The sequence below is a fragment of the Rugosimonospora africana genome (assembly GCF_016862975.1).
GTDB lineage: Bacteria > Actinomycetota > Actinomycetes > Mycobacteriales > Micromonosporaceae > Rugosimonospora > Rugosimonospora africana.
In genome coordinates this window covers 17,809-43,882 of record NZ_BONZ01000013.1, presented here as the reverse complement: position 1 = coordinate 43,882, position 26,074 = coordinate 17,809, and the positions used below count along the sequence as shown (strand labels likewise).

The 26,074-nt window shown below is 70.8% G+C and carries 26 protein-coding genes; 17 read left to right on the top strand and 9 right to left on the bottom strand.

The features are described 5' to 3' along the window. Window positions 1–4 precede the first annotated feature (4 nt). Window positions 5–784 carry a class I SAM-dependent methyltransferase gene (locus Raf01_RS05920; protein ID WP_203916705.1) on the bottom strand — a complete coding sequence of 260 codons (780 nt, stop codon included), beginning with the start codon at window positions 782–784 and terminating at the stop codon, window positions 5–7. A 206-nt stretch (window positions 785–990) separates the two neighbouring features. Between Raf01_RS05920 and Raf01_RS05915 the strand changes: the two genes are divergently transcribed. The 6 genes from Raf01_RS05915 to Raf01_RS05890 all read left to right on the top strand — a co-directional run bounded on the left by Raf01_RS05915 (window position 991) and on the right by Raf01_RS05890 (window position 7,115). Continuing rightward, window positions 991–1,863: a hypothetical protein gene (locus Raf01_RS05915; protein WP_203916704.1), complete on the top strand. Its 873-nt coding sequence runs from the start codon at window positions 991–993 to the stop codon at window positions 1,861–1,863. Between the two features lie 162 nt (window positions 1,864–2,025). After that, a complete protein-coding gene (locus Raf01_RS05910; protein ID WP_203916703.1) occupies window positions 2,026–2,595 on the top strand; it encodes an RNA polymerase sigma factor in 570 nt (189 codons plus the stop codon). Beyond that, window positions 2,592–3,686: a hypothetical protein gene (locus tag Raf01_RS05905; protein ID WP_203916702.1), complete on the top strand. Its 1,095-nt coding sequence runs from the start codon at window positions 2,592–2,594 to the stop codon at window positions 3,684–3,686. Before Raf01_RS05910 ends, Raf01_RS05905 begins: the two co-directional genes overlap by 4 nt. Window positions 3,687–3,890: 204 nt before the next feature. Beyond that, a complete protein-coding gene (locus Raf01_RS05900; protein WP_203916701.1) occupies window positions 3,891–4,190 on the top strand; it encodes a hypothetical protein in 300 nt (99 codons plus the stop codon). A gap of 49 nt (window positions 4,191–4,239) precedes the next feature. Then, window positions 4,240–4,974 carry an AAA family ATPase gene (locus tag Raf01_RS05895; protein WP_203916700.1) on the top strand — a complete coding sequence of 245 codons (735 nt, stop codon included), beginning with the start codon at window positions 4,240–4,242 and terminating at the stop codon, window positions 4,972–4,974. Window positions 4,975–5,120: 146 nt separating this feature from the next. Beyond that, complete coding sequence (locus Raf01_RS05890) at window positions 5,121–7,115, top strand: acyltransferase family protein (protein WP_203916699.1); 1,995 nt, start codon at window positions 5,121–5,123, stop codon at window positions 7,113–7,115. 34 nt (window positions 7,116–7,149) lie between these two features. Here Raf01_RS05890 and Raf01_RS05885 read toward each other — a convergent pair whose 3' ends face one another. Next, window positions 7,150–7,920, bottom strand: coding sequence for a helix-turn-helix domain-containing protein (locus Raf01_RS05885; RefSeq protein WP_203916698.1), 771 nt, complete (start codon window positions 7,918–7,920; stop codon window positions 7,150–7,152). A 176-nt stretch (window positions 7,921–8,096) separates the two neighbouring features. Between Raf01_RS05885 and Raf01_RS05880 the strand changes: the two genes are divergently transcribed. Beyond that, the gene (locus Raf01_RS05880) at window positions 8,097–8,831 is read left to right on the top strand and encodes an SDR family oxidoreductase (protein ID WP_203916697.1); all 735 of its coding nucleotides are present in this window, start codon (window positions 8,097–8,099) and stop codon (window positions 8,829–8,831) included. A 60-nt stretch (window positions 8,832–8,891) separates the two neighbouring features. On the opposite strand, the gene Raf01_RS05875 is transcribed toward Raf01_RS05880, so the two are convergent. Next, window positions 8,892–9,782 (bottom strand): RNA polymerase sigma-70 factor, encoded by an 891-nt coding sequence (locus tag Raf01_RS05875; protein WP_239133405.1) that lies wholly within the window; start codon window positions 9,780–9,782, stop codon window positions 8,892–8,894. 117 nt (window positions 9,783–9,899) lie between these two features. Between Raf01_RS05875 and Raf01_RS05870 the strand changes: the two genes are divergently transcribed. Beyond that, window positions 9,900–10,412: a DUF1360 domain-containing protein gene (locus Raf01_RS05870; protein WP_203916696.1), complete on the top strand. Its 513-nt coding sequence runs from the start codon at window positions 9,900–9,902 to the stop codon at window positions 10,410–10,412. A gap of 103 nt (window positions 10,413–10,515) precedes the next feature. Here the strand turns inward: Raf01_RS05870 and argG are convergent, their stop codons facing one another. Continuing rightward, on the bottom strand, window positions 10,516–11,961 hold the full coding sequence (gene argG, locus Raf01_RS05865; RefSeq protein ID WP_203916695.1) for an argininosuccinate synthase: 1,446 nt from the start codon (window positions 11,959–11,961) through the stop codon (window positions 10,516–10,518). A 94-nt stretch (window positions 11,962–12,055) separates the two neighbouring features. After that, window positions 12,056–15,199 carry a serine protease gene (locus Raf01_RS05860; RefSeq protein WP_203916694.1) on the bottom strand — a complete coding sequence of 1,048 codons (3,144 nt, stop codon included), beginning with the start codon at window positions 15,197–15,199 and terminating at the stop codon, window positions 12,056–12,058. 97 nt (window positions 15,200–15,296) lie between these two features. Here Raf01_RS05860 and Raf01_RS05855 point away from each other — a divergent pair, with 97 nt between their 5' ends. Then, window positions 15,297–15,644 (top strand): CU044_2847 family protein, encoded by a 348-nt coding sequence (locus Raf01_RS05855; protein ID WP_203916693.1) that lies wholly within the window; start codon window positions 15,297–15,299, stop codon window positions 15,642–15,644. Next, a complete protein-coding gene (locus Raf01_RS05850; RefSeq protein ID WP_203916692.1) occupies window positions 15,644–16,345 on the top strand; it encodes a hypothetical protein in 702 nt (233 codons plus the stop codon). Before Raf01_RS05855 ends, Raf01_RS05850 begins: the two co-directional genes overlap by 1 nt. A gap of 6 nt (window positions 16,346–16,351) precedes the next feature. On the opposite strand, the gene Raf01_RS05845 is transcribed toward Raf01_RS05850, so the two are convergent. Further along, on the bottom strand, window positions 16,352–17,719 hold the full coding sequence (locus Raf01_RS05845; RefSeq protein ID WP_203916691.1) for an erythromycin esterase family protein: 1,368 nt from the start codon (window positions 17,717–17,719) through the stop codon (window positions 16,352–16,354). Between the two features lie 61 nt (window positions 17,720–17,780). Here Raf01_RS05845 and Raf01_RS05840 point away from each other — a divergent pair, with 61 nt between their 5' ends. The 4 genes from Raf01_RS05840 (at window position 17,781) to Raf01_RS05825 (ending at window position 21,015) form a co-directional block, all read left to right on the top strand. Beyond that, window positions 17,781–18,332 (top strand): helix-turn-helix domain-containing protein, encoded by a 552-nt coding sequence (locus Raf01_RS05840; protein ID WP_203916690.1) that lies wholly within the window; start codon window positions 17,781–17,783, stop codon window positions 18,330–18,332. A 121-nt stretch (window positions 18,333–18,453) separates the two neighbouring features. Then, entirely contained in the window at window positions 18,454–19,044 is a 591-nt protein-coding gene (locus tag Raf01_RS05835) for an RNA polymerase sigma factor (protein ID WP_308442632.1), read from the top strand. Beyond that, window positions 19,041–20,048 (top strand): CU044_5270 family protein, encoded by a 1,008-nt coding sequence (locus Raf01_RS05830; RefSeq protein ID WP_203916688.1) that lies wholly within the window; start codon window positions 19,041–19,043, stop codon window positions 20,046–20,048. Before Raf01_RS05835 ends, Raf01_RS05830 begins: the two co-directional genes overlap by 4 nt. A gap of 130 nt (window positions 20,049–20,178) precedes the next feature. Beyond that, the gene (locus Raf01_RS05825; RefSeq protein ID WP_203916687.1) at window positions 20,179–21,015 is read left to right on the top strand and encodes a GNAT family N-acetyltransferase; all 837 of its coding nucleotides are present in this window, start codon (window positions 20,179–20,181) and stop codon (window positions 21,013–21,015) included. On the opposite strand, the gene Raf01_RS05820 is transcribed toward Raf01_RS05825, so the two are convergent. From Raf01_RS05820 to Raf01_RS05810, 3 genes are read right to left on the bottom strand one after another with little or no spacing between them, the layout of a single operon-like run. Continuing rightward, entirely contained in the window at window positions 21,002–22,036 is a 1,035-nt protein-coding gene (locus Raf01_RS05820) for a 5-oxoprolinase subunit C family protein (protein WP_373319485.1), read from the bottom strand. The genes Raf01_RS05825 and Raf01_RS05820 overlap by 14 nt on opposite strands. Then, window positions 21,931–22,566, bottom strand: coding sequence for a 5-oxoprolinase subunit B family protein (locus Raf01_RS05815; RefSeq protein ID WP_239133404.1), 636 nt, complete (start codon window positions 22,564–22,566; stop codon window positions 21,931–21,933). Before Raf01_RS05815 ends, Raf01_RS05820 begins: the two co-directional genes overlap by 106 nt. Beyond that, window positions 22,556–23,281 carry a GntR family transcriptional regulator gene (locus Raf01_RS05810; RefSeq protein ID WP_203916685.1) on the bottom strand — a complete coding sequence of 242 codons (726 nt, stop codon included), beginning with the start codon at window positions 23,279–23,281 and terminating at the stop codon, window positions 22,556–22,558. Before Raf01_RS05810 ends, Raf01_RS05815 begins: the two co-directional genes overlap by 11 nt. A gap of 181 nt (window positions 23,282–23,462) precedes the next feature. On the opposite strand from Raf01_RS05810, the gene Raf01_RS05805 reads away from it, so the two are divergent. The 3 genes from Raf01_RS05805 (at window position 23,463) to Raf01_RS05795 (ending at window position 25,995) form a co-directional block, all read left to right on the top strand. After that, the gene (locus Raf01_RS05805; protein ID WP_239133403.1) at window positions 23,463–24,722 is read left to right on the top strand and encodes an aldehyde dehydrogenase family protein; all 1,260 of its coding nucleotides are present in this window, start codon (window positions 23,463–23,465) and stop codon (window positions 24,720–24,722) included. A gap of 96 nt (window positions 24,723–24,818) precedes the next feature. Next, window positions 24,819–25,244: a hypothetical protein gene (locus Raf01_RS05800; protein ID WP_203916683.1), complete on the top strand. Its 426-nt coding sequence runs from the start codon at window positions 24,819–24,821 to the stop codon at window positions 25,242–25,244. A gap of 4 nt (window positions 25,245–25,248) precedes the next feature. Beyond that, window positions 25,249–25,995 (top strand): LamB/YcsF family protein, encoded by a 747-nt coding sequence (locus tag Raf01_RS05795; RefSeq protein ID WP_203916682.1) that lies wholly within the window; start codon window positions 25,249–25,251, stop codon window positions 25,993–25,995. Window positions 25,996–26,074 lie beyond the last annotated feature (79 nt).

The window sequence follows — 26,074 nt, the reverse complement described above, 5'->3', positions numbered from 1 at the left end:
GGGATCAGGAGACTGTTGGTGCCATAGCGAGGAAGCTCTCCTGGATCAGGTCGACATGCGAGCCCGGCTCCAGCAGCGCCTTGAGGTCCGCGGTGAAATCCGCCTGATCCTGCTCGGCGTAGCTGAGGAATGTGGCGCGGGTGCGTTCGACGCCGACGATGGCCTCCGCGGGAAGGCGGAGGGCCCTGGTGTGGCTCGCCTCGACCGTCTCGCCGAAGCGCCCGTTCTCCCGCAGTGCGGTCAGCCAAGCAGGCTGGCCGCCCCATTTCCCGGCCTGGCGGCTGTACCTGACCCACAGATCGCGCAGCCTTCCCTGGAGCGGCTCAGGATAACGTTCCCCGGTGGTCAGCAGCGCAACCCAGCCGCCGGGCCGCAGCAGCCGGTCGGCTTTGGCCAGACCCACGCTGGGATCGATCCAATGGAAGGCCGTGGCGGACACGATCAGATCGAATGGACCGCTGTCTGGGAAATCCTCGAAGGAGCACACCTGGAACCGGGCGGTCGCGTCCGCGACATTGCGCCGGGCGGCCTGCACCATCGCCGCGCCAATGTCGATGGCGGTCAGGTTGAACGCCTGCCCTGCCAATTGCCGGGTGAGCTGGCCGGTGCCGCAGCCGATCTCCAGTACGGCGGCGCCCGGGCCGATCGCGGCGTTCGCGACGACGGCGTCGACAATCTCAGCGGGATAACTCTGGCGGGTGGCGTCGTACAGCCCAGCCACGCCATCGAAAAGGACGCGCTGCTGCTCCCGCGTCCTGCGCTGTTCCGGCGTCTCCACGGTCACGACCACAGTCTGTCCCAGGCTTCGTCCACCTAACAAGCTGGCGCCAGTTTCGCCAATCAGCCGCTGACCTCGCGGTCGATCGGTACGCCGAGGTTGTTGAAGGTGCATGCGATGCAAGCGCCGCGTGCCGGGTATGGCTACCACTACCCGGAAGACTCCAACCAGCGTCCTGGTTCGCGCCCGCCACGCTCTCCTAGCCTGGGCCCATGATGTCGGCTCCCACCCTGCTCAGGGCGGTGGCGCGAGGTGTCCGCAGTCGCGCGATCGCCACGCTCACCGCCATCGCTGCCGTCCTGATCGGCGCCTTCGTTGTAGGCCCGCCCGCGCTGGCGGCGAGGGGGCCGGGCGGCGGCTTCGCCGACGAGCACCATCTCACCGAAGCCGTTCGCCGGGCGTTCGTCGAGTATTGGCGTTCTGGCGACCGGGATTTCTCCCCGGACCTGGACAGGGTGGTCGATTACTGGTTCCGCTTTCACGTGGCCAAGGGTGTGATCGCCGGGATCTTGCTGATCGTGCTCATCGCGCTCGGCGCTCTTCTCTGGCGGGCGTTCGTGAACGCCGGCGGTATCGGGGCGGCGAGGCAGGTACTCCTGGCATCGGCCGGTGTTCTTGTCACGATGCTCGCGCTGCTCTCGTTGGCGGCCGTGATGGCCAACATCCAGGGTGCTGTAGCGCCGTTCACCTCGCTGATGCCGATGCTCACCGGCGGCGCGACCGACGGACCGCTCGCCGATACGCTAGCGCAGGTCAGGCAGCAACTGTCCGACTCTCGGAGTGCGGGTGGCCGGACACCGCCCGCCGTCGGGGTGATGATCAACGACTTCACGCGGTACCACGTGGTCATGGCCGTGCTCGCCGCGATGGTGGTGGTCGTTCTCATCGGCACGAGCGTGGCGCTGTGGTGGCGGAGGTTTGTGCGAACGACGTCATCCGACCGGCGAACGAGACGGGTATGGGGGTCGTTCGGCGCTTTCTCGGTGTTGTTGGTGCTGGTCGTGATCGTTGTCGGTGTGGCCAACGCCACCACCGCGGCAGACCCGGCGCCGGCGCTCCTGGCCCTCTTCAACGGCGGATGGTGATGAAACCGGGGGCGCTTCTGCTGGTCAGGCGGGGACTGCCGGCGGCGCTCCAGGCTGTGGGTCGACGGGCCGGGGCGGAACCTCGCTCGTTCCGGCCCTGAACGCTTTGGGGGGCGGGTTGGCAATCCCTGTGTGGAAGGCGAGGCAGGGACGAGGAGGGTCATGACGTCAGACGCGGAGTTGATCGGCAGGTCGCTGACCGGCGACAGGGACGCCTTCGTGGAGGTGATCTGCCGTCACGAAGCCGCGGTCGGGGCCTACCTCGCGCGGCGAGTGGGGCGGGAGGCGGCGGAGGACCTGCTCGGCGAGGTGTGGGTGGCGGCCTTCGAGTCCCGCAAGACCTATGACCGGTCGTTCGCCGAGGCACGGCCGTGGCTGTACGGCGTGGCGCTGAACCGACTCCGGCGTTACTGGCGGTCCCGGCCGGCCGAGGACCTCGTACCGGACGTGACGAGCATGGCGACCGGGTGGGATCCCTGGCCGGCGGTGGACGACCGCGTGGACATCCAGGCGGTACTGCGGGCGGCCCTGGCAGAGCTCAGGTCGGAGGAGCGAGAGGTGCTGACCCTCGTCGCCTGGGAGGACCTGACCGTCGCCGATGCCGCGCGGGCGCTCGGCATGCCGGCCGGAACGGCGCGCCGTCTTCTGCATCAGGCCCGGATGGCGCTGCGAAACGCGCCGGAAGTGGCCGCGCTCTTGAACGATTTCAACAGTGTGAAGGGGAGCTTGTGATTGTGGACGAGATGGACCTGCTCAGTCAGTTGAAGGATGTCCCGCCGCTGCGGTCTGAGGCGTACGAGCAGGCGCGGGCGACGCTGCGGTCGGCGATGGTCGAGTCCGGGGCGGCCCCGGTACGAGCGGAGAGGTTCTCCTGGGTGCGCAACTTCCGCGTGGGCGTTCTGGGCAAGGTCGGCATTGGTGCCATCGGTGCGGTGGCGGCGGCGGTGGCCGTCGCGACCGTCGCCACGTCGACGCCCCGGTCCGCGGCGCCGGCCGGGGCGGCCGCCGGGTCGGCGTCGAAGGCGCCCGCGGTCAGTTCCCGGTTGGTATCCCTGGCATCCGACATCACGGCGACCGACGGCCCGCTGCCGGGAGACGCGTCGCTGGTCATCAGGACCCAGACCGTTGCCAACAGGGCGCCATATGTGACCTACAACCTGTACACGGACGGCGGCGACGTCTACGTGACGGACACCGAGGGCGCCCTTCCGGCGGCCATTGCTCACCATGACAACCTCGCCGAGCCGGAGGATTCCCGTGAGGTGGCGGCGGCGCGCTTGGCGGCGACCGGCGACCTCGCCAAGGCCCGGGAGCAGATGGTCAACGCCACCGCCAACCCGTGGGGGTTGGGCCTGAGCCCCGCCGCGGCGCAGGAGGCGTGGGACAAGGCCATGGCCGAGGAGCAGCGGATTCTGCGGGAGAAGGGGGTCACGAGGTCGCCGCGGCCACGGCCCACCGGCAAGGCCCTGGAGGACGGCATCAACAACGTCCTCTGGACCAACAGCGTCGACGCGCTGGCCAGGGGGGCGGAGGACCCGGATGTCCGCGCGGGCGTGCTTCGTCTGCTCTCCACCATTCCCGAGGTCACCGTCGCGGACTCGACGACCGGCGGGCAGCCGACGCTGACCATCACGGCCGGGCCCGCGATCTTCGGCGACAGCGCCCAAGAGGTGCTGACGATCAACGCCACGACCGGGTTGCCGGTCAGCTCCGCGGTCAGCCCCGCCCCGGGGCAGGACCCGGCGGACGCGACTCCGCCGTCGCTGGAGACCTACCAGTCCTCGCGGGTGACGCTGGCCAACATCGAGGCCGGCAAGTTCTGACCACACCTGAACCCGGTGCTCGGAACTCAGCCGGGTCTGACCGTGCGGGCCGTCCCTCCCCGGGCGGCCCGCACGGCGACTGGTTCGGGTCGTCGTGCGGCGTCAGTCGCGCCGAGCCGAACTGGTCGTAAACGCGTCAAGGAACCGACATGGGGGAAGTCAAGGCGGTGCGTCGAGGAACCAACGCACCGGTAACCTGCCGGGATGACGTTGATCGACCTTGACGCTCCGCGTACGCCACCGCGTGGCGGCTGGGCGCCGGGCGTACGCCCGCTTCTGGCCGTCGCGGCGGTCGTCGGCGTTGCCTGCATCGGCGGAGAGCCAGGGGCGCTCGCCCCCGCTGGACTGTCGCCGGTGTGCGAGGCCCGGACGATGCCGCCGGACGACGCGTCATCGCCTGCTCTCGCCGGCGAGACTCTGCTCATCGACGTGAAGACCGGACGTACCGTGGCAAAGATCCGGTGCCCGTCGCCCCGGAGTGGTGGGGGGACCGTTGGCGGCTGAACGTCGAACGTCAACCGGGCGCCGCGACGGTGGCGGATTCGTCCGGTGGGTGGAGTTGGACGAACGCGACGCGGACCTGACCGGGTACCCGTTCACGCTGCCCGTCGTCCGCGGGTTGCGCGCGGCCGGACGGCTGGACCTGGACCCGGGCGTCACGTTCCTGGTCGGTGACAACGGTGCGGGCAAGTCCACCCTGGTCGAGGCGATCGCGGTTGCGGCCGGGTTCAACCCGGAGGGCGGATCGACCAACTTCCGATTCAGTACCCGTGCCTCCGAGTCGTCCCTCGGCGGTTACCTGCGGCTGGTGCGCGACGTCCACCGACCACGTACCGGATTCTTCCTGCGGGCCGAGTCGTACTACAACGTGGCCACCGAGATCGAACGCCTGAACCTCGATACCGTGTCCCGCTCGCTGCTTCCCGCGTACGGCGGGCACAACCCGCACGAGCGCTCGCACGGTGAGTCGTTCCTCGACCTGGTCAACCACCGGTTCGGGCCGCGCGGGCTGTACCTGCTGGACGAACCGGAAGCAGCCCTGTCGGTGCACGGTTGCCTGGCGGTGCTGGCCCGCATCCACGAGCTTGTCCACCAGGGCGCCCAGTTCGTGGTCGCCACTCACTCGCCGATCCTGCTCTCGGCGCCCGATGCCCGGATCCTCCAGATCGACGGCGACGGCTCGATCCGGCAGGTCGCCTACGACGAGGCCGAGACGGTCGCGCTGACCCGCGCGTTCCTGAACGATCCCGCCCGTTACCTCCACCATCTGCTGTCAAGCGACGAATGACTCCGTAGCCGGCAAGCCACACCGGATGCGTGGCGTGTGCGGTGGACTGCGAAGAGTCAGGGGCGCGCGGCCCGCACCGGCTCCACGGCGACCGAACCATCACATGGATGGAATGTCCGGGAGGGCTGTGGAATACTGCCGAGCCGATGGCGCTCGAAACCGAACCGCAGACAATAACCACCTCACAGGACGCCCCGCCCACCGCGTCGAACACCAACCTGGCCTACAGCCCGGCACTGGACGGGCTGCGCGCGGTCGCGGTGGTCTCGGTGCTGCTCTACCACCTGTCGCTGCCCTGGGTGCGCGGTGGTTTCCTCGGCGTCGACCTGTTCTTCGTGCTGTCCGGCTTCCTGATCACGTCCCTTCTGGTACGCGAGTATCAGGTGCGGGACACGATCCGGCTCGGCACGTTCTGGGCCCGCCGGGTGCGGCGCCTGCTGCCCGCGGCGCTTCTGGTGATCCTGGCGGTCTGCGTCTGGGCGGCGCTGACCGGACCGTCGGACCGGATCTGGTCCGTGCGCCACGACGCGTGGTGGACCCTCGGGTACTTGGCGAACTGGCACTTTGTGCTCTCCGGGCAGTCCTACTTCGCGCAGTTCAACCTGCCGTCGCCGCTGCTGCATACCTGGTCGCTCGCCATCGAGGAGCAGTTCTACCTGGTGTGGCCGTTGGTGGTGCTGGTGCTGCTGCGGTGGCGGCGCGGCCGGGTGGGGCTGTTGACCGCGGTCGCCGTTGTCGGCGCACTCTGCTCAGCGGTGCTGATGCGCCACTACTACCACGCGTCCGATCCGTCGCGGGTCTACTACGGCACCGACACCCGGGCGCACGAACTGCTGGCCGGTGCGGCGCTCGCGTTGCTGGTCGCCGGCCCGCTCGGGGATCGGCTGCGGCCGTGGCTGCGCCGGCTGGCGGTGCCGGCCGTACTGGTGGTGCTGGTCGCGCTGGTAGTGATGCCGGACTCGTGGCCGTGGTACTACCGGGGCGGCGGGCTGGTGTTCGGCTTCGTGGCCGCGGTACTGGTGTCCGGCACCTATGCCGGCGGGGCGGTCGGCTCGCCGCTGGCCCGGTTGCTGGGGCTGCGACCGCTGGCCTGGCTCGGCCGCATCTCGTACGGGCTGTACCTCTGGCACTGGCCGGTATATCAGGCGCTGACCGAATCCTCCTCGGGGCTTCGTGGCGCGGCGCTGGACATGGTGCGGGTGGCGGTCTCGCTGCTCATCGCGGTGGCGTCCTTCTACCTGATCGAGCAGCCGATCCGGCGGGGTAAGCCGTTCGGGTTCCGGCTGTCACCTCGGCGGCTGGTGGTGGCCACGCCGGTGGTCATCGGGGTGGCGGCCGTACTGGTGCTGGGCAGCACCGCCAACGCGACCAAGCCGCTGCTGACCGACGACGCGTCACAGTTCCGAGTGCTCGTCGACAAGCCGCGACTGGGCGCGTACACGGTCGGCTTCGCCGGCGACTCGGTGGCCCGGCTGACCGCGCCGGGCCTGGTCGACATCGCCAAGCGCAACGGGTGGGGGCTGGTCAGCGCGGCCTTCGACGGGTGCAGCGTGGGCGGTTTCGAGCGATCCGACGCGCAGGACGTCATCGGTGCCAACCGCTGCCCCGGCAAGGTCGAGGCGGCGCAGCGCCAGCTCGTCGACACCTACGACCCGTCGGTGATCTTCGTGTACTCGCGGTGGGACCTGGACATCGCGTACGGCCCGGACCACGCGCTCATGGGCGGCACCGCCGAACAGGAGAAGGTGATCGAGGACCACTGGCGCACCGCGCTGACGCGGTTGACCAGTCGCGGGGCCACCGTGGTGTGGCTCGACCTGACGCCGGCCGGCCCGGAGCTGTGCAAGCGGGTCGGCGGCCCGGACACCAAGACCTGCCGGGACAGCAACGTCTCCAACTCCCTCATGCCCACCTACAACGCACTGTTCAGCCAGGTCGCGAAGGGCTTCGGCGGCAAGGTACTGACCATGTCGCTGTGGGACCTGCTGTGCGCCGACCCGACCTGCGCGGTGGACAAGCCGGGCGCGCCGCAGCGCGAGGACGGGCTGCACTTCGACGGGCCGAACGCGACCAAGTTCGCCCCGATGCTCCTGGACAGGGCCAAGCAGGTGGGTGCGCCGGTGCCCTCCTACCGGCCGTGAACTCGCCCCGGCCCTAACCGCCGGCCGGGGCGGGCTATCGCTTCGCCCGGATCCGAAGCAGCTCGGCGGTGGCCTCATCGGCGGGCAGGAACGCCTCCAGGGCAAGTTCGGCGAGGGTGATGTCGGTCGCGGTGGCGAACGAGGTCAGCGTGGTGATCAGGCGTAGCTCACCGTCGGCCGAGGCCAACCGCATCGGTACGGCAAACCCGACATGCTCGGCGCCGAGCGGTTCCTCGGGGACGTATTGAGCCAGTTCGTCGACGAAGTCGTCCAGGCGCGAATCCGGGCTGCGTCGCGCCCGGGCGCGCAGCCCCTCGATGACGTGCCGTCCCCACTCGGGGAAGTTTCGCACCCGGTGTGCCATGCCTTCCGGGTGGAGCATGAGCCGCAGCACGTTGACCGGAGGCGCGAGCAGTTCGGGTGACGCCCCCTCGGTGAACACGTCGATGGCGTCGTTGGCCGCCACCACTCGTCCGTGTGGCGCGACGATGAGCGCCGGATACGGCAGGTGGCCGCGCAGGATCTGGTCGAGGGCGGACCGGACCGGGCGCAGTGCCGCCTCATCCAGACTCGACTCGGTGAACACAGGCGCGTAGCCGGCCGCGGTGAGCAGGTCGTTGCGCTCGCGCAGCGACAGCCCGAGCGATTCGGCCAACCGGATCACGACCACGCGTCCCGGCTGAGACCGCCCGCTTTCGATGAAACTGACGTGACGCTGGGTGGTGCTGGCCAGCGTCGCCAGTTCGAGCTGGCTGAGCCGGCGAATACCACGCCAGCGCTTCAGCTCCGCGCCTATGCTGCTCATAGCCCTGTTTTACCCGGTACCCCTGACACGCACGGTCACCGGTCACGGCCGAGTCCGCGGCGGCTGTCACAACCGAGCCCCCTATCCGGTCTTGCCTGCCGGAGGCGGCCGCACTCGATGCGGAAGGCCGCCGGCGGATCAGAGGATTGGCCTTGTTGGGAAAGGTGTGAACTGACGTGAAGATCGCCGTGATGGGTGGAACGGGGCTTATCGGGTCGCAGGTCGTCAAGATCCTGCAGCGGTCCGGGCACGAAGCGGTGCCGTTTTCGCCGTCCACCGGTGTTGATCTGCTTACCGGGCAGGGTTTGCCCGAGGCGCTGAACGGCGCCGATGTCGTGGTGAACCTGACGAACTCGCCGACGTTCGACGACGCGTCGCCCGCCTTCTTCCAGACGACCATGGACAACTTGTTGGGCGCCGCCGCGAAGGCCGGGGTGGGCCACGCGGTCATCCTGTCCATCGTCGGTGCCGAGCTGGTGCCCGACCTGGTCTACTACCAGGCGAAGGTGCTGCAGGAGGACATTCTCAAGGCCGGCCCGGTGCCGTACTCGATCGTCCGCGCCACCCAGTTCTTCGAGTTCGTGGACGCGGTCCTGTCCTGGACGTCCGACGAGAACACCGTGCGCCTGCCCGCCACGCCCGTCCAGCCGATGGCCTCGGCCGACGTCGCGCAGGCCGTGGCGGATGTCACCATGGGCGCCCCGTTGCAGGGGACGCGGAACGTCGCCGGTCCCGAGGTGTTCCCGCTCGACGAGCTGGGCAAGATCACCCTTGCCGCTCGCGGCGACTCCCGCACCGTGGTCACCGACGACAGCGCCGGGATGTTCGCCGCGGTACAGGGCGATGTCCTGATCGCCAGGGAGGGTGCGGTGATCGCGCCCACCGCGTACCGCGACTGGCTCAAGCGCTGACCCCCCGCGGCGCCCGAGTCCGGCGGCCGACTCCTCGTCGAGGTCTCGGCCGCCGGGGACTCACCGCGGTGCCGACACCCCGGTGAGCTTGGCCGGATTCATCACCCACAGGAGCTGGTCGATCCCCTCGGTGGACGCGGTGACGGCGAGCACCGCGAATACCGTGCCGTCTCGGGACAACAGCGCGGCGGGCTGCCCGTTCACGCTGGTCCATGCCACGTCGACGCCGATCCAGAACCGGTCCGCGAACGCTCTGAGGTACTTCGCCACCCGCTCCAGGCCCACCACCGGGATCCGCGAGGCGCCCCGGCCGCCACCGCCATCGGCGTAGCTGATCACGTCGGCGGCGAAGAGGCTCTCCAGGGCGGCGAGGTCACCGGATCGGGCGGCGGCGAGGAAGGCAGTCAGCAGCCGCTTCGTCTCCGCGCTGCTCACCGGTGTGCGCCGCTGACCGGCCAGGTGTTTGCGCGCCCGGCTGACCAGTTGGCGGACCGCCGGCTCGCTGGACTGCAGGATCTCGGCGATCTGGGAGTACGGGTAGTCGAACGCCTCACGCAGCACGTAGGCGGCGCGCTCCTGCGGGGTGAGACTTTCCATCAGGATCAGGACCGCGAGTTCCAGTGCCTCGCCACGCTCCGCGCCCAGCGACGGGTCGGCACTGGTGTCGACGGGTTCGGGAAGCCACGGCCCGATGTACGTCTCGCGGCGGGCCCGCGCGGACTGGAGCGCGTTGATGGCGAGCCGCGTGGTCGTGGTCGCCAGGAACGCGCCGGGATTCGTCACCGTACTCCGGTCATAAGCCTGCCAGCGCAGCCAGACGTCCTGTACCAGATCCTCGGCCTCGGCGGCGCTGCCGAGCATGCGGTACGCGATCCCGAACAGGCGCGGCCGGAGTTCTGTGAAGACCGCCACGGCCTCGTCGAGATCACTCTCCACGCGAATCGCCCCCACCCGTACGCACCGTGCGAATCAATCCTCTGCGCCGTGCCGTGGATTGCAAGGTACCGAGGTCTCCGTCACACGTAGGTGGGACGGTTGCGCGCCGAACGTGCCGGGTAGGAGATGCGCATGGGATCGACAGACACCACGTCGACGCTGGTGCGCGGGTACGCCGACAGCGCCAGCGACGAGCGGCCACTGAAGGGGTACGCGCTGGTGTTGGCGGGCTACGCGGGCGCGGCGGGTACCGTGGCGCTGGCCGCGCGCCTGCTAGGCCGGCGGTTGCCCGAGCGACCGGCGCCGGGCGACCTGCTGCTGCTGGCGCTGGCCACGCACAAGCTCTCCCGCCTGCTGACCAAGGACGCCGTCACCAGCCCGTTGCGCGCTCCGGTCACCGCGTTCGAGGGTCCGGCCGGCGAGGCCGAACTCAACGAGCGCCCCCGTGGCCGGGGCGCCCGCCACGCCATCGGTGAGCTGCTGACCTGCCCGTTCTGCACGGCGGTGTGGGTGGCCAGTGGGCTGGCGTCCGGGCTGGTTTTCGTGCCGAGGCTCACCCGCTTCGGAATGGGCATCGCCTCTGCCATCGCCGGTGCCGACTTTCTGCACCTCGGATACGACGCGGCCAAGCGGCTGGCCGGGTAGGCAGCCCGAAGCGGCAGGAGAAGCGAGAGCCGCGGAACAAGCGAAGCGGCAGGAGAAGTGAAGCGGCAGGAGACGCGAAGCCGCAGCAGAAGCGAAAGCCGGATCAGTCCCTACCCGACTCGATCGCGACGTGGTCGAGCAGCTCCTCTTCGCTCGGGATGTCGCGCGAGGCGATCGCCTCGGCCCCGCCCTCCGGCATCGCGCCGATCAGTCCGGTCGAGGCGGCCTGCGCGGCACCGATCAGCTTCGGCTGCGGGCTGCCGATCATGCCGAGCCGGGCGTACTGCTCGAGCTTGGCGCGGGAGTCGGCGATGTCCAGGTTGCGCATGGTCAGCTGACCGATGCGGTCGACCGGCCCGAAGGCGGAATCTTCGGTCCGCTCCATCGACAGCTTGCTCGGGTGGTAGCTGAACGCCGGCCCGGACGTGTCCAGGATGGAGTGATCCTCACCCCGCCGCAGTCGCAGCGTCACCTCACCGGTGACCGCCATCCCGACCCAGCGCTGCAACGACTCGCGCAGCATCAGCGCCTGCGGGTCCAGCCAGCGGCCCTCGTACAGCAGCCTGCCCAGCTTTCGGCCCTCGTTGTGGTAGCTGGCCAGTGTGTCCTCGTTGTGGATGGCGTTGACCAGCCGCTCGTAGGCGGCGTGCAGCAGAGCCATGCCGGGTGCCTCGTAGATGCCCCGGCTCTTGGCCTCGATGACCCGGTTCTCGATCTGGTCGGACATGCCCATGCCGTGCCGGCCGCCGATGGCGTTGGCCTCCAGTACGAGGTCGACAGCGGAGGCGAACTCCTTGCCGTTGATCGTCGCCGGCCGGCCCTGCTCGAAGCCGATCGTGACGTCCTCGGTGAGGATCTCGACGGTCGGGTCCCAGAACCGTACGCCCATGATCGGGTCGACGAGTTCGATGCCCGCGTCGAGGTGTTCGAGCGCCTTGGCTTCGTGGGTGGCGCCCCAGATGTTCGCGTCGGTCGAGTACGCCTTCTCCGTGCTGTGCCGGTACGGCAGCCCGCGCTCGAGCAGCCACTCGGACATCTCCTGGCGGCCACCGAGTTCGTTGACGAAGTCGGCGTCCAGCCACGGCTTGTAGACGCGCAGGTGCGGGTTGGCGAGCAGGCCGAACCGGTAGAACCGCTCGATGTCGTTGCCTTTGAAGGTGGAGCCGTCTCCCCAGATCTGCACCTGGTCATCGAGCATCGCGCGGACCAGGAGGGTGCCGGTGACGGCCCGCCCGAGCGGCGTGGTGTTGAAGTAGGCGCGGCCGCCGGACCGGATGTGGAACGCCCCGCAGGCCAGGGCCGCGAGCCCCTCCTCGACCAGGGCGGCCCGGCAGTCGACCAGGCGGGCGATCTCCGCGCCGTACGCGGCGGCACGCCCGGGTACCGAGGCGATGTCCGGCTCGTCGTACTGGCCGATGTCGGCGGTGTAGGTGCAGGGGACCGCACCCTTCTCGCGCATCCACGCGACCGCTACCGAGGTGTCGAGGCCCCCGGAGAAGGCGATTCCGACACGTTCACCGACAGGCAGAGAGGTGAGCACCTTGGACACGAGTAGGAGTATATGCATACGGATGCATGATCATGCAAGTCGAGGCAGTGAGTCCGACAAAAGGAGCCGTGAGTCAGACAAAAGGTGCAGACGGCTATTCATCGAGGGCCGCACGCGCGAGCCGGCCGTGCCGGCCCGACCGCTCGCGCCACGCCGCCAGCAGCCCGTCGCGCTCGCCGGCTTCACCGAGGCTCGCGAGGCTCTTCGCGACCGCGAGCCGCCGGGCCGGGCCGAGGTGCTCGTCCGCCGCCAAGGTACGCAGGGCCAACCGGGCGACGTCCTCGTCCGCGCGTACCCGTAGAAGATCGCCCACCCGCAACCGTTCCGCGCGGCTGTACGACGGATCCCGCAACAGCAGCACCAGCGCGCGACCGAGCCGTTCCTCGTCGAGCCAGTACCAGGTCGCTATCGCCGCCGCGAGACGGTCGACGAGCGCCCGGCGGTCGTTGGCCAGGATGTCGCCCATCCATGGGGACACCGGACTGAACCGGGGCCCGGACAGTGCCGTGCGCAGCCAGTGCCCGATCCGGTCCGAGCGGTTCGGCCAGTCGCCGACGCGCGACAGGGTGTTGTTCGCGGCGAAGGCGAGCATGCCCAGTGCGCTGCGTCGGGCGCGCCGGCCGCGGCCGGGATCGAGCGCGACGGCCAGCAGCGTGAGCACGGCGAGGCGGCCGTACCCCCACTCGTTGAGCAGGTTCAGGGCGGTGGACCGGGCCGCGGTGTGACGCCGGTCGATCAGCGCGTCGCGCAGTCCCCGGAGGATCAGCTCCGAGTCGTCGGCGGTGCCGTACTCGGCCAGTACCACACAGGCGATCACCCGATGGTCCAGCCGGCCGCGGTCGGCGAGCCGCCGCAGCGCCTCACGGCCGTGTTCGGCCACGTCGTCGATGGCGCTCTCGGCGAGGACGGCGGCCACCGCCAGCCGCTTCGGTCGGGACACCCAGCGGCTGTTGGCCAACCGGTACAGGTCGGTGGGCCGCGGCGACCGGGCCAGTAGCCAGCCGACGATCTCCGGAAGGTCGCGTTCGAGGAAGGTACCCAGCGCGAACGCCGGGCGCAGCCGGAGCAGGCGCAGCGCGGTCCGGAAGAACCGTCGGCCGTTGTCCGGCCCCAGCGACATGCCGTCCCTGAGGATGGCGGACACGATCGGGAAGCCGGTGTGCCGCAGGTTCCAGCGCGGCAGCAGCAGCCGGCGCAGCAGGGGCAGCGGCTCGAAGCCCCGGCCGATCGCCCGGGCCAGAGTGAACATGGCCAGGCTGCGCACGCCGCCGTCGCGGCGGGCGGCACGGACCCAGGAACGCCAGGAGAACCGGGACCGGTCGGAGGCGGGCGCGGCGGCCAGGTACTCGGCGAAGCTCTGGTGGATGAAGTCCATCCGGTCGCGGACCGGCACCAGCATGCCAGTACTGGTCAGCAGGCCGGAGACGTGGTCGCCGAGGTTGCGTACCGCGTGCAGCGCGGCCCGCCGCCGGGTGAGGTACGTGACGGCATTCGGCACCGAGGGCAGCTCGTCGAGGGACAGCCGCAGGTCGGCGAGATGTTCGAGGCACGGTTCGGTGTCGCGCAGCAACTGGCTGACCTGGTCGTCGGTGAGCCGGCCGGACAGTTGCTCGCGCAGCTGATCGGCCAGGCGCAACCGGTCCTGCCGCTGGTGCATGAGGTAGTCGACGAATTCCCGGTAGATGCCGGTGCGGTCCGCGGGCAGCGACGCGCCGGGATTGTGCTCGTACACCACGGCGGTGATGGTGGCGAGCAGCGGGGATTTCAGCAGCGGTGCGAGTTCGCTGCCGTCCACCTTGTGCAGGAAGTCGGCGGCCAGCGCGGCTGCCTTGTCCGGATGGCGGGCACGGAACCAGCGGCCGGCGAAGCGGCGCAGATCCAGCGGGTCGAGCGGGCTGAGCAGATAGTCGCCGAGGCGGTCGGACTCGTGCCGGGGAATCTGCGCGGCCAACCGGTCCAGTTCGCCGGCCGGAAGCGGGCGGCTCGTTATCAGGTACCGGAAATCCTGATCGTACCCGCCGAGCCGGAGCGCGATGGTGTCGATGAGCTCCTGGCGCCGGTCGGTGTCCAGGATCTCGTCCAGGCCGTCGACCATCACGAGCCAGTTGACCCCGGGCATCGGGCGGCTGTCGAACAGCTCGGGGGACAGCGGATGGTTGATGAGTCCGCGCAGATCGGCGGTGACCGCCTCGGCGAGGGACTGCCGCCACGGCCGGCGTGCGGTCAGGGCCACCGCCGGTACCCGCACCGCGACCACGCGCCCGAACGGCGGCGGCTCGCTGGCGCCGGCGAGCCAGTTCACCGCGGTGTTCCCGGCGATGTTCTGCAGCAGGGTCGTCTTGCCGCCGCCCGGGCCGGCGATGATCAGCGCGTGACGGTGACGGGTGAGCATGTCGGTGGCCGGCCGGTCGGCGAACCGGCGCGCGCCGGGAAGGGTGTCGCCGAGAGTTCCGGGCGTCTCCCCGCCGGCCCGGGGCCGGGCGCGCAGCCGAACGTACACTTCGGACAGTGGCGGTGGGTTGCCTTCGACGAGCCGGTACGGGAACCGGTCGGCGGCATGGGACTGGGCGGCGAGCAGTTCCCGCAGCCACGGCGAACTGGGCGCGGACAGCGGCTGTTCCAGCGGTGACCGCAGGTCGAGGGTTCCCGCGTGCCGGCGCAGTGCCTCGAAGATGCTCGCCGCGCCGACCATGTACCCGCCCTGCGGCTGCTGGTAGTCGCGGGACGCCTTCAGGATGCCGTGCACAACGCCGGTGGCCGGATCGACGATGGCGCTGCCGCTCATGCCCGCCGGTACCTGGTCGTTTTTCAGGCGCAGGTACCGGCCGGTGAAGCCGGCGACGTCCAGGCGCAGGGTGTCCTCGGCGACCGTCTCGTCCGGCGAGTACGTGCTGAACCCGTACGCCTCCACCTCGTCCGGGGTGACGGGGTTGTCGGGCAGCGGCGCGTACGGGTGGTTCACCGACTCGCCGACCTTGATGAAACACAGGTCGGGGAACGGATAGAAGGACCGTTGCGGGTCGGGACGATCGGGCTCCCGGACGACCACCCGTCCGGGCAGCCGAAGCTCGCCCCACCGCACGGTGAGATGTTCGGACCACTGCCACACCACATGCGCGCAGGTGAGCACCACCCCGCGCTGGATGAAGAAGCCACTGCCCAGAAACTCGTCACCGGCGAACAGGGCGACGGCACACCGGCGGGTCTGCGCCGCGGGACCCGTCTCCGGCGTTGGCATGTCCGGACGTCACCGCCAACCGATCGACATGAGTTGACCACATGCTACTAAAATCGGAACACCGTCCCGCCCGACCAGTGCCAACAGAGAGGCGGTCATGCCCGACTCGACTGACCGGTCCCGCGTCGTACCGGTCGAGATGCCAGACGGTTCGGTCCTGCGCGTCGAGGTCGCCGGCACGGGCGGAGGAGACGCCACCGCTGCCCGGCGGGTCCGGTTCGCCGACCTGCGCGACGACATCACGAACCTGACCCGGCTGGTCACCGAGGCGGTCGCCGGCGCGAAGCTGGCCGCACCGCGCCGGGTCAGCGTCGAGTTCGGCGTCAAGCTGGCCGTGGAGTCCAACGCGCTGGTCAGCGTGCTGGCCAAGGTGGGCGGCGAGGCCAGCATGGTGCTGCGGCTGGAGTGGGAGGAGCCCGCCGCCACCGGCGCTGGCCCGGACTGATGACCGGCGACCTGGCCGAAGCCGGTGAGGCACCGGACGACGGGCTCATCGACGAGGTCTTCGTTCCGGCGCTGGAGCGCTGGGAGCGCCGCCAGGCGCGGATCAACCGGAACCCGGTGACGAGGGCGTGCCGGCGGGTACTGTCAACGATCCGGCGGGCGACGTCCGGCACCGTACGCTGGTCCGTTCGGACGGCGGAGAAGCTGGACCGCTGGGTCACCCTGTGGCAACTCGTCTGCGTCCTGGCTCTGCTCGACACGCTCGGCGACTGGCCACAACTTTCGCGGCGGGTGCACACCTACCCGCCGTTCGGGCGGATGTCCGCCGAACCGGTACGGGCGCTGGGCCGGTTCATCGACCGGCGGGTCGGGGAGCTGCGCGACCCGGTTCTGCCCAGGCTCACTGACGCGTTGCCGGAGTCGTGGCGGTGGGCGAGCGGCGGCGGGTACCTGGCGATCCTGGTCGTCTGCGTGGTGCTGGTGCGCCAGCGGCCGCGGATGCCCCGGCCGCTGGCGCCGGTCATTCTGCTCGTCGGGTGCGCCGGCATAGCCGCGGCCGGGCTGGAGGTCCTGCACCTGCTCGCCACCTCGTTGGACGGCATCGCCCGGGCCGTTCAGGCGCTGGCGGTCGGCGGGGTCGCGGTGGTCATCGTCGCGACCTACCTCATCTTCCGGGTACTGGGTGGCCGCCGCCGGCCGTGACGCGGATCAGCGCGCGTCCCGCCACCGGGAGAACGCCTCCCGTACATCCGGTGGGGAACAGGCGATCGCGTCCGGGTCGGGTTCGGCCGCCGTGACGTGCGGGAGGTGGACGATCACGTCGTAGGCGTCGAGCGGATTCAGCTCGGTGTAGAAGCTGGCGAACCGCTGCCGGCCGGCGGCCCGTACGGTGTCGGCGTCCTCCGGTGACAGCCGCCGGAGGTCGGTCGCGAACGGGTCGTCGCAGCTCGCCGCCATCAGCGCGTCGAGGCTCCCGGGTCGCGGTGGCTCCTGGTCCGCGAACAGGGTGCCGGCGTAGAAGTCGGCGTTGTTGTTGAGAGCCTGGCCGGTACCGGTGGTCATGCCGATGACCAGGTACCCGTCGCCGAGACGATCGGCCAGGTGAAGGCCCATCGGAGCCGCCGCCGGCATGCCCGGCATGGTGGCGGGCCAGCGCTGGACATGGCCGTTGTGAGCGGCCACCACGATGCGGTCCTCCCGTCGCAGGATCCACTCGACGGTGTCCGCGATCGCGGCGTCCCGGTTGGACATCACGGTCTGCCGGTCGCCGCGAATCATCGCGCGGGCGACGGTGTCGAGCGCGACGGTGAGGTGCAGCGAACGCACCGCGCGCTGGTAGGCGTCGACGGTGGTGCGCTGGAGATAGTCGAGGCGCCGTGCGGTCATCCGCGCGGTGAGTTCGGCGAGGCCCGCGGTCAACGCGTCTCTTGTTTCCGGGGGAATCTCGGCGCATCCGGCGATGGCCGCGGGGGCGGAGAACGCGGACGGGGCAGCGAACGTGGCGGCGGTCTTCCGGATGCCGGGGTCCACTTCGAACTCGGGGTCGGCCTCCGCGAGGTAGGCGATGACGGCGTCCAGGCCGGGCAGCAGCGACGCGTTGGAGCCGCCCAGGTCGATGCCGTAGAAAGCGAGCGACCCGCGCCGGTTGTGCTCGCGCATCCACTCCAGGTGGGTGCGCATCGGTGCCCACAGCCCCATCAGCGAGGTGATCCCGTCGGCCATGACTTCGCCGAGCCGGTCGTCACCGCCGTGGACCCAACCGTCGGTCCGCCAACCCTCGGTGAAACCCGATTCCATCGCGTACGCGCTGAAGCCGTGCCGCTCGACCAGGTAGCGCAGCAGCCGGTGGCGCAGCTGGTAGGACTCGTGGTTGTAGTGCGCGCTCTCGCCGATCGCCACCACCCGGGCGTCGCCGATCGCCGCATCGAGCCATTCCAGGTCATCGAGCGGCGCGGCCGGATCGAGCGTGCGCAGCCGGGCCACCGCCGCGTCGCTCAGCCGTGGTGCCGTCGCGTCGCTTACCGGCGTCGTCGCCGCCTCGCTTGGCCGTGGCGCCGCCGGTGTGTTGTCAGTCATCCCCGTCCCCCTCCATCGTTCCCAACTTTGGGAAAGGTACCAGATGTGGGAACATGGCGGAATGGACGTCCTCGACCTGCTCCTGCACCCGGTTCGGCTGCGCATCGTGTACGCCATGTCCGGCGGGCGCGTGCGCACCACCGCCGACCTGTGCGCGAGCCTGCCCGATGTCCCCAAGACCACGGTGTACCGGCACGTCGGCCTCCTGACCGACGGAGGGGTGCTGGAAGTCGTCGACGAGCAGCGGGTACGCGGGGCGGTGGAGCGCCACTACCGGCTGCGCCGGGACCGGGCGGACATCGACGCCGAGGCCGGCGCGTCGATGTCGCTGAACGACCACCGGCAGGGGTTCGCCGCGTCCATGGCCGCGCTGCACGCGGAGTTCAACGCCTACCTCGACCGGCCCGGTTCCGATCCGCACACCGACCTGGTGGGCTACCGGCAGGGCATCGCCTGGCTGAGCGAAGACGAGCTGGTCGAGCTGATCGGCGACGTCCGTGGGCTGTTCGCGTCCCGGTCCCGCAACCAACCCGCGCCCGGGCGTACCCCCCGCCTGATCAGCCTGATCCAGTTCCCGATCGAGGAACCGCCGGAGGCGACAGACCCGGCCTAACGCCGCCGGGGTCGGTACGACCGTGAACTCGAAACGGCCGTGCGGCAGAGACATGGATGTCGAATGTCGCGAACACGGAGGGAAGTCGAGTGAGTCGGTTGTATCGAGTCACCGCACCGTGGTGACCACAGTGGCGGCCGGGAGCAGCTGCGACGCGGCCATCATCGAGGCGTCCTGGCGGGACACCGAGCAGTTCGCCGTGCTGTACGACCGTTATGCCGCGCAGCTCTACCGGTACGCCCATCGCAGGATCGGCCCCGAATTCGCGGAGGACGTCGTCGCGGACACGTTCCTGGCGGCGTTCCGGCGACGGCGGGAGTACGACCTCGCCCGGCCGGACGCCCGGCCGTGGCTGTTCGGCATCGTCACGAAGGAAATCGCCGGGCGGCGCCGGGCCGAACAGGCGCGGTACCGCATGCTCAGCCGCGCCGGTGTCGACGACACCGTGGACGGGATGGCCGACCGCGTGGCGATCGCGGTGACCGCCCAGGCGGTACGCGCCCCGCTGGCCGGGGCACTGGGACGGCTGGCCCGCGGCGACCGCGACGTGCTGCTGCTCATCGCCTGGGGCGACCTGAGCTACGAGGAAGTCGCCGAGACCCTGCAGATCAAGCTGGGCACGGTGCGGTCGCGGCTGCACCGGGCGCGCCGGCAGATCAAGGAAGCGCTCGGCGGGAGCGACCCCACAACAGTCTTGGGAGAGAACTCATGAGTGACCTGGAAGCGCTGGCCGTGCTGGGCAGCGAACTCGACCCGGCCGGCGCGAACCCGCCCGCGCGACTGCGCCAGCGGGTGTTGACCGAGGCGACCGTCGCGGGCCGCGGCGGGTACCGGCGACCGAGGTTCGCGCTGCCGTCGATGGGCTGGCGGCTGGGCGTCGCCGGCGGGCTGGCCGCCGTGGTGACCGCAGGCGTACTGGTGACACAGGTGGTGCCCTTCGGCGGCCACGCTCCGGCATCGCGCGCCTCGGCGGCGGACATCCTCCACGATGCCGCCTCGCTGGCGCAGCACGGGCCGATGCTGACTGTCCGCGGCGACCAGTTCGTCTACGCCGACTCCATCGCCACCGCGACCCAGCTGTCGCAGGGGCAGGGCGGCGACTCGAGTCAGGTCACCACCTCGAACGAACGCCGGGCCTGGCTGTCGGTCGACGGCACCGGTGACGGCCTGATCCGTCAACATCCGAGGTCGGACGCGGGCGGCTGGCAGGAGATACCGCTGCCGGGTTGCCGCGGCGGGGTGGAGAAGCAGACCAAGGGCGAACAGACTGTCTCGCAGCCCTGCAAGCCCATCCCCAACTATCGTGGCGACCTGCCGACCGACGCGGACGGCATGCGCGCCCTGCTCTACCGCAACGCGGGCGGTACGAAGAATCCACGCGACCAGGAGGCGTTCACCGCGGCCGGTGACCTCATCCGCGAGGCGTACCTGAGCCCGGCGTCGCTGGCCGCGGTCTTCAACGCGGTGGCGAAGATTCCGGGCGTGACGGTGGTCGGAAACGTGACCGATGAGGCCGGACGCGGCGGTGTGGCGGTGGCCCTCACCGAGGTGCAGGGCCAGCGCCAGGAGCTGATCTTCGATCGGGGTACCCATGCCTTCCTCGGCGAGCGCCTGGTCCAGGTACGCAACGAGGACGGGCTCAAGGCCGGCCAGGTGCTGGAGTCGACGGCCGTGCTCAAGGTGACGATCGTGGACCGGGTCGGCCAGACCTCCTGAGGTCGAGCCGGAAGCGTTCGGGGCGGGTGCCGGCGACGGGGGCCGGCACCCGCCCCGCGGCTCCCGCGGGCGGGGTGTCCTTACCGGCGATAATCGGCAGTGCGACGCCACATCGCCAGAGGAGTTGCTGATGGCCACGACGTGGGACGGATTGCCGATCGCCGAGGAATGGCCGAACGGGGCCAGCATCGTGGTAGGTCGCGACGACGGCGCCGTGCTGCTGCTGCACCGGGCGCACCAGGGTGTCGACTACGCGGGTCCGTGGGGATGGACGACACCGGCCGGTTCCCGCCAGCCGGGCGAGGCGATCCTCCCCGCCGCGTTGCGCGAACTGACCGAGGAGACCGGCCTGGCCGGCATCGAGGTGGCGCCGGTCGACCTCAGCGGGAGTTGGGTTTCGTTCGCCGCCCGGGTCGGGTCGGACGCGCAGGTGACTCTGGTCGACGTCGAGCACGACCGGTTCGAATGGGTACCGCCGGAGGACGCGTACGCGCGGGTCAGGCCACGGTTCGTCGCGGACGGGATGCGGCGGGCCCTGTCCGTACCGCTGGATCGGATCTCCTTCGCTCCCGAGTCCGACGCGGTGGACGCCGTCCTGATGGCGGACCGTCCCATCGGGCTGGCCCGGTCGGCGCCGCTCGCCTCGGACGAGGAGTATTTCGAGGCCGCCCGCTGGGCGACCGACGACGGCGCCGACGCCGTCGCTGTCCACTGCGCGATCGGCGATCCGGAGCTGGCCGGCCGGGGCATCGGGACGCGGGTGATCTGGAGCGTCGTCCACGACATCGTGCTGCCGCGCTTCCCGAAGACGCGGTTTGTGGTCGCGGATCCGCTCGCCGCCGACGGCGCCGCCGTACGCGCGTGCCAGAAGGCCGGTTTCCGCCGCGCGTACGACTTCGAGCGGGAGTCTGACGGGCACCGGTACGCGCTGTGTGTGTTCGACCGGAGCCGGGTCAGCGGCGATTGACCGGCGCGGTGTGCCGGGCGGATTCGGCCAGGCGCAGCACGGTGCCGGTGGGCGGAGTGGCCACGCGGCGGAAGCGTACCCGGGTGCCGGGCGCGGCCTGGGCCATCATCCACAGGTCGTCGGGGTGCACGACGCCGACCACCGGGTAGCCGCCGGTGGTCGGGTGGTCGGCCAGGAAGACGATGGGCTTGCCGCTGGCCGGAATCTGTACCGCCCCGAGCACCATCCCCTCGCTCGGCAGGCCGCCGGAGTGGCGCACCGGTACCTCGGGCCCGTCGAGCCGTACGCCGACCCGGTTGCTCGCGGTCGACACCTGGTACGTCGCGGCGAAGAGCCCGTCGATCGTGTCGCCCGCGAACCAGTCGTCGCGCGGCCCGAGAACCAGCCGTACCCAGGCCGTTTCCGGGATGCGTGCGCGGGGCGCGATGTCGACCGGAGCCGGGTCGCCGGCAGCCGGCCCGAGGGGGAGCACGGTGCCGGCCGCCAGCGGGGCGGGGCCGATCCCGCTGAGGGTGTCGGTGGAGCGGCTGTGCAGTACCGGCGGGCACGCGATCCCGCCGGCCACGGCCAGGTACGTCCGGATCCCGTTCTCCGCGCGGCCGATCGACAGCGTCGCCCCGGCCGGTACGTACTGCGGGGCGTGCAGGTCGGCCGGACGGCCGGCGATCGACACGCGGCAGGTGGCACCGGTCACCGCGATCCACCGGGGCTGGTCGAGCCGGACGTCGAGACCGAGTGCGGTCGCCTCGATCCCGGCCGCGTCGGGCGGGTTGCCGAGCAGGCGGTTGCCCAGCAGCAGGCTGTCCCGGTCGGCGGCGCCGGACCGGGGGACCCCCAGGTGCGCGAGCCCCGGCCGGCCCAGATCCTGCACCGTGGCGAGCAGGCCGAGGCGGAGCACGTCGAGAGTCGGCGGTTTCACGGCGCGATGACGAACTGAACGCGTGTGCCCGGGCTCAGCAGCGCGGGCGGTTCCCGGTCGAGGTTCCACAGCTCGGCCGCGGTGTGGCCGAGGATCCGCCAGCCACCGGGCGAGGTACGCGGGTAGATGCCGGTGTACTCCTCGGCGATGGCGACCGAACCGGCGGGTACCGCTTTGCGCGGGGTCGCCAGCCGTGGCATCCGCAGCGGTACCGGCAGGTCGGCGATGTACGCGAAGCCCGGCGCGAACCCGCAGAACGCGACCGTCATCGGCGCGCGGGTGTGCAGCGCCACGACGTCCGCTTCGCTCAGCCCCGCCTGCCGAGCCACGTCCGCGAGGTCGGGACCGTCGTACGCCACCGGAATCTCGACCAGCTCCGCCGCCCGGGTCGGGTCGGGGCCACCGCCGAACCAGCCGGCCAGCAGCGGCCCCAGTACCGGGGCCAGGTCTGCCGCCCCGGCCCCGTCCAGCAGCACGGTGCTGGCACCGGGTACCACGTCGACGACACCGCCGAGCATCCCTCGGTCGTGACAGTCCCGCAGGTACTCGGCCAACCCGCCGACCACCGAGGGCGGCACGTCGAGCAGGCACGCCGAGAGCCCCACCGGGCGGACCCTCACCTCAGCGGTCATCGTCCACCGTGGACTGTTTCGCGACCGCCGCGGCGACCTCCGTCTTGGCCTGTTCCAGGTAGGCCGTGAGGTCGGTACGGGCCTCGTCGTAGCGGCCGCCGATGATCTTGTCTGCGATGGAGCGGTTCTGGACGAGGTACGGCGCGTGAAAGGTCTTCGGATCCTCCAGTGCCAGAAAGCCGAGCCGCATCTCCGTCATGAGCCGCCGGAAGAACTCTTCCATCCGGGTGCTGCCGTGCACGCTGACCAGGTTGGAGTGGAAGCGCAGGTTCGCGGTGCCGGCGGTGACCCAGTCGTCGGCCGCGCCCGCCGCCTCGCCGGCCGCCACCGGCTCCAGCAGCGCGGCCGGATCCAGCTCCGCCCTGCCGGAGTCGAGCAGGTCGATCGCGCTCGTCTCGAACATCTGCCGCAGCGTGTAGATGTCGTGGACGTCGGCGACCGTCAGCGCGCGGACGGCGACGCCCTTGTGGGTCTCGTAGGTCAGCAGGTGCTCGCTCATCAGCGCCCGGAACGCCTCACGCACGGTGTTGCGGGAGATCTGCAGCGCCTGGGACAGGGCGGCCTCCGGCAGCGCGGTGCCCGGCTGGAACTTCCCCTCGAAGATGTTTTCCCGGATCACGGCCGCGGCTCGCTCGGCGGCGGTCGGCAGGGGCGCCAGGGACGGCAGGCTGGCGAGCGCTCCGCTGCCGGGCCGGGCCCGCTCGGGGCGAGTCATATGGCGGCTCCTGTTAGACAGTTCTACGAAAGATTGTTGAACAAAAATGTTGCACGAGTCAGAGTCACGCCGGTACCGTCTGTGTTGTTCAACAATCGACACCCTACAGTCGGTTGCAGGGCGCGTAAAGCGAGCGTCGCCGAAGATCAGGTTCGACCCCGAGGGGCATCTCATGACAGACGTGACCGAAACGCATGGGGCAGTCGCCGACGCCGCCCGGCGGGCGCACCAGGCGGCCTCCTCGCTGGCCGCGGCCTCGGACGAGACCATCGGCCTGGCCCTGCGCGGGATGGTGACCCGCCTGAGCAAGGCGCCGGAGGCGCTCCTCGCGGCCAACCGGGCCGATCTCGAGGCCGCCGCCGAGGCCAAACTGAGCGTGGGCCTCACCGACCGGTTGCGGCTCGGTGCGGACCGGCTGGCCGGCATGGCCGACCAGCTCACCGCCCTCGCCGACCTGGCGCCCGAGCCGTCCAGGGTCACCGTCCGCGAGTTGCCCGGTGGGCTCCTGCTTCAGGAGTGGAGCCGCCCGGTCGGCGTGATCGGCGCCAACTTCGAAGCGCGGCCCAACGTGGTGGTGGACATCGCGTCCCAGCTCATCAAGTCCCGCAACGCGGGAGTGCTGCGGACCGGCTCGGCGGCGCTGCGGTCGGCTGCCGCCCTCATGGACGAGGTGGTCGGGCCGGCACTCGCCGAAGCCGGGCTCGACCCCGACGCGATCCAACTGGTCCGGGTGCCGGGGCGCGAGTCGGCCGCGGCCCTGGTGAGCCAGCCCGGCCTGATCCCGCTGGTCATCCTGCGCGGCAGCGGCGACAGCACCCGCGAGCTGGCTCAGCGTGCCGCCCTCAACGGCGTCAAGACCCTCGCGCACGCCGACGGCGGTGGGGTGATGTATCTGCATCCGTCGGCCGACCGGCGCCGCGCGGAAGACCTCATCGTGGCCAGCGTGGACCGGTTGGGCGTCTGCAACCGGCTCAACCTGCTGCTCGTCGACCGGGCGATCTGGGAGCAGAGCACGCCGTGGATCGTCGACCTCCTCGCCGCGCAGCAGCCGAGCATCCGCGCGATGCTGCCCCCGCACGATTTCCCGATCGGGCACGAGTGGGCCCTCGACTCCGCGGCGGACGCGACGGTGACGATCGCGCCGGCGGACGGGCCCGTCGACGCCGCTCGGATCGCGAACGAGGAGACCTCCGGACTGGCGGCGGCCATCGTGGCCGAGGATTCCGCCGCGGCCGGCGAGTTCCTGGGCAGCTACGCCGGCACCGGCGGCTTCTGGAACGCGACCACCCGCCTGCTGGACGGATTCAAACTGCTCGCGGTCCCGGAGACCGGAATCAACATCGATCGGGTACCGGGGCCTCGTGGGCCGGTCACGTTCCGCGACCTGCGCCTGCGCCAGTACGTCGTCACGCCGGCCGCGCGAGCGGCCGACCTGGACTGAACCACCCGCTCGCCTGGCCGGTACCCGGATCGGGCGAGCGGATTCGACACCGCTGTCGACGGAAGGTGACACTGCGGACCGAAAAGAGGTACGGCCATGGACCGCCTCCGCCCCGAACACACCGCGCCGGCTCTCCTGCCTCTCCTGCGTAGACCCGGCGGCCAGTCCCGGAACCGATGGCGGCGCGCGGTGAACCTGGTCCTGCACAAGTTGGGCGTCCTGGCCGACCTCAGGGATATCGGCCACTTCACCGACTTCGGCGACGAGGACGGCGACTGGGAGCAGGACATCCTCGACGGCGGCGGGCCGCCGGGTCCCTCGCGGTGGCGCCCGGCCAGCCGGCTCTCCGACCACCTCGCGGTGATCTGCGTCGGGACCGGCTGTACCGGTGTCCTGGCGATCATTGTCATCGAATTCATGCACCCGACCCCGATCGGCCTCACCGCCATCGGCGCTATCGCGGCGGCCGCCTTCCGTGCCGGCAGCGTCCACGGCCTGCGCCGGAACAGAGAGGACAGGTAGCGCGATGGACCTCAACAGCGACCTCGGCGAGGGCTTCGGCATCTGGCGCCTCGGCGACGACGAAGCGCTTCTCGACACGGTGACCAGTGCCAACGTGGCCTGCGGCTACCACGCCGGGGATCCCTCGACGATGCGGCGGGTCTGCGGGTACGCGGCGACCCGCGGCGTGGCGACCGGTGCCCACGTGGGCTATCGCGACCTGTCCGGGTTCGGCCGGCGATACATCGACGTCGATGCCGGCGAGCTGCGCGACGACATCCTGTACCAGATCGGCGCGCTGTCGGCGTTCGGCCCGGTGACGTACCTGAAGCCGCACGGGGCGCTGTACAACACGGCGGCCGTGGACCCCGCCCAGGCGGGTGCGGTGGTCGACGCGGTACTGGCGTGGCGGGACGACATCGCGGTGCTGTGCCAGCCGGGCTCGGTGCTCGCCCGGCTGGCCGCCGACGCCGGCCTGCGGGTTGTGGCAGAGGGCTTCGCCGATCGCGCGTACCGGCCGGACGGGCGCCTGCTCTCCCGTCGCGAGCCGGGTGCCGTGCTGCGGGACATCGACCAGGTCGCGGCCCGGGCCGTACGCGTCGCGACCGAGGGCACCGTGGTCGCGGTCGACGGGGCGACGATCCGGCTGCCGGTGGAGTCGCTGTGCGTGCATGGCGACACCCCCGGCGCCGTGGCCATGGCTCGGGCGGTCCGCGGGGCGTTGCACGCGGCCGGCGTCCGGGTCGCCCCGTTCGCTGGCGCGGGTGGCTGACCCGATCCCCGAGGGCGAACAGCGGCGCGGCATCTCAGATCGCGAACAGCAGTGCGGCATCTCAGATCGCGAACTGCAG

Bases quoted from the DNA above. Each gene is read 5' to 3' on its own strand.
- Raf01_RS05915 (WP_203916704.1), top strand. From the start codon at position 991: ATGATGTCGGCTCCCACCCTGCTCAGGGCGGTGGCGCGAGGTGTCCGC.
- Raf01_RS05910 (WP_203916703.1), top strand. From the start codon at position 2,026: ATGACGTCAGACGCGGAGTTGATCGGCAGGTCGCTGACCGGCGACAGG.
- Raf01_RS05900 (WP_203916701.1), top strand. From the start codon at position 3,891: ATGACGTTGATCGACCTTGACGCTCCGCGTACGCCACCGCGTGGCGGC.
- Raf01_RS05890 (WP_203916699.1), top strand. From the start codon at position 5,121: ATGGCGCTCGAAACCGAACCGCAGACAATAACCACCTCACAGGACGCC.
- Raf01_RS05885 (WP_203916698.1), bottom strand. From the start codon at position 7,920: ATGAGCAGCATAGGCGCGGAGCTGAAGCGCTGGCGTGGTATTCGCCGG.
- Raf01_RS05870 (WP_203916696.1), top strand. From the start codon at position 9,900: ATGGGATCGACAGACACCACGTCGACGCTGGTGCGCGGGTACGCCGAC.
- Raf01_RS05860 (WP_203916694.1), bottom strand. From the start codon at position 15,199: ATGCCAACGCCGGAGACGGGTCCCGCGGCGCAGACCCGCCGGTGTGCC.
- Raf01_RS05855 (WP_203916693.1), top strand. From the start codon at position 15,297: ATGCCCGACTCGACTGACCGGTCCCGCGTCGTACCGGTCGAGATGCCA.
- Raf01_RS05850 (WP_203916692.1), top strand. From the start codon at position 15,644: ATGACCGGCGACCTGGCCGAAGCCGGTGAGGCACCGGACGACGGGCTC.
- Raf01_RS05845 (WP_203916691.1), bottom strand. From the start codon at position 17,719: ATGACTGACAACACACCGGCGGCGCCACGGCCAAGCGAGGCGGCGACG.
- Raf01_RS05840 (WP_203916690.1), top strand. From the start codon at position 17,781: ATGGACGTCCTCGACCTGCTCCTGCACCCGGTTCGGCTGCGCATCGTG.
- Raf01_RS05830 (WP_203916688.1), top strand. From the start codon at position 19,041: ATGAGTGACCTGGAAGCGCTGGCCGTGCTGGGCAGCGAACTCGACCCG.
- Raf01_RS05825 (WP_203916687.1), top strand. From the start codon at position 20,179: ATGGCCACGACGTGGGACGGATTGCCGATCGCCGAGGAATGGCCGAAC.
- Raf01_RS05815 (WP_239133404.1), bottom strand. From the start codon at position 22,566: ATGACCGCTGAGGTGAGGGTCCGCCCGGTGGGGCTCTCGGCGTGCCTG.
- Raf01_RS05810 (WP_203916685.1), bottom strand. From the start codon at position 23,281: ATGACTCGCCCCGAGCGGGCCCGGCCCGGCAGCGGAGCGCTCGCCAGC.
- Raf01_RS05800 (WP_203916683.1), top strand. From the start codon at position 24,819: ATGGACCGCCTCCGCCCCGAACACACCGCGCCGGCTCTCCTGCCTCTC.
- Raf01_RS05795 (WP_203916682.1), top strand. From the start codon at position 25,249: ATGGACCTCAACAGCGACCTCGGCGAGGGCTTCGGCATCTGGCGCCTC.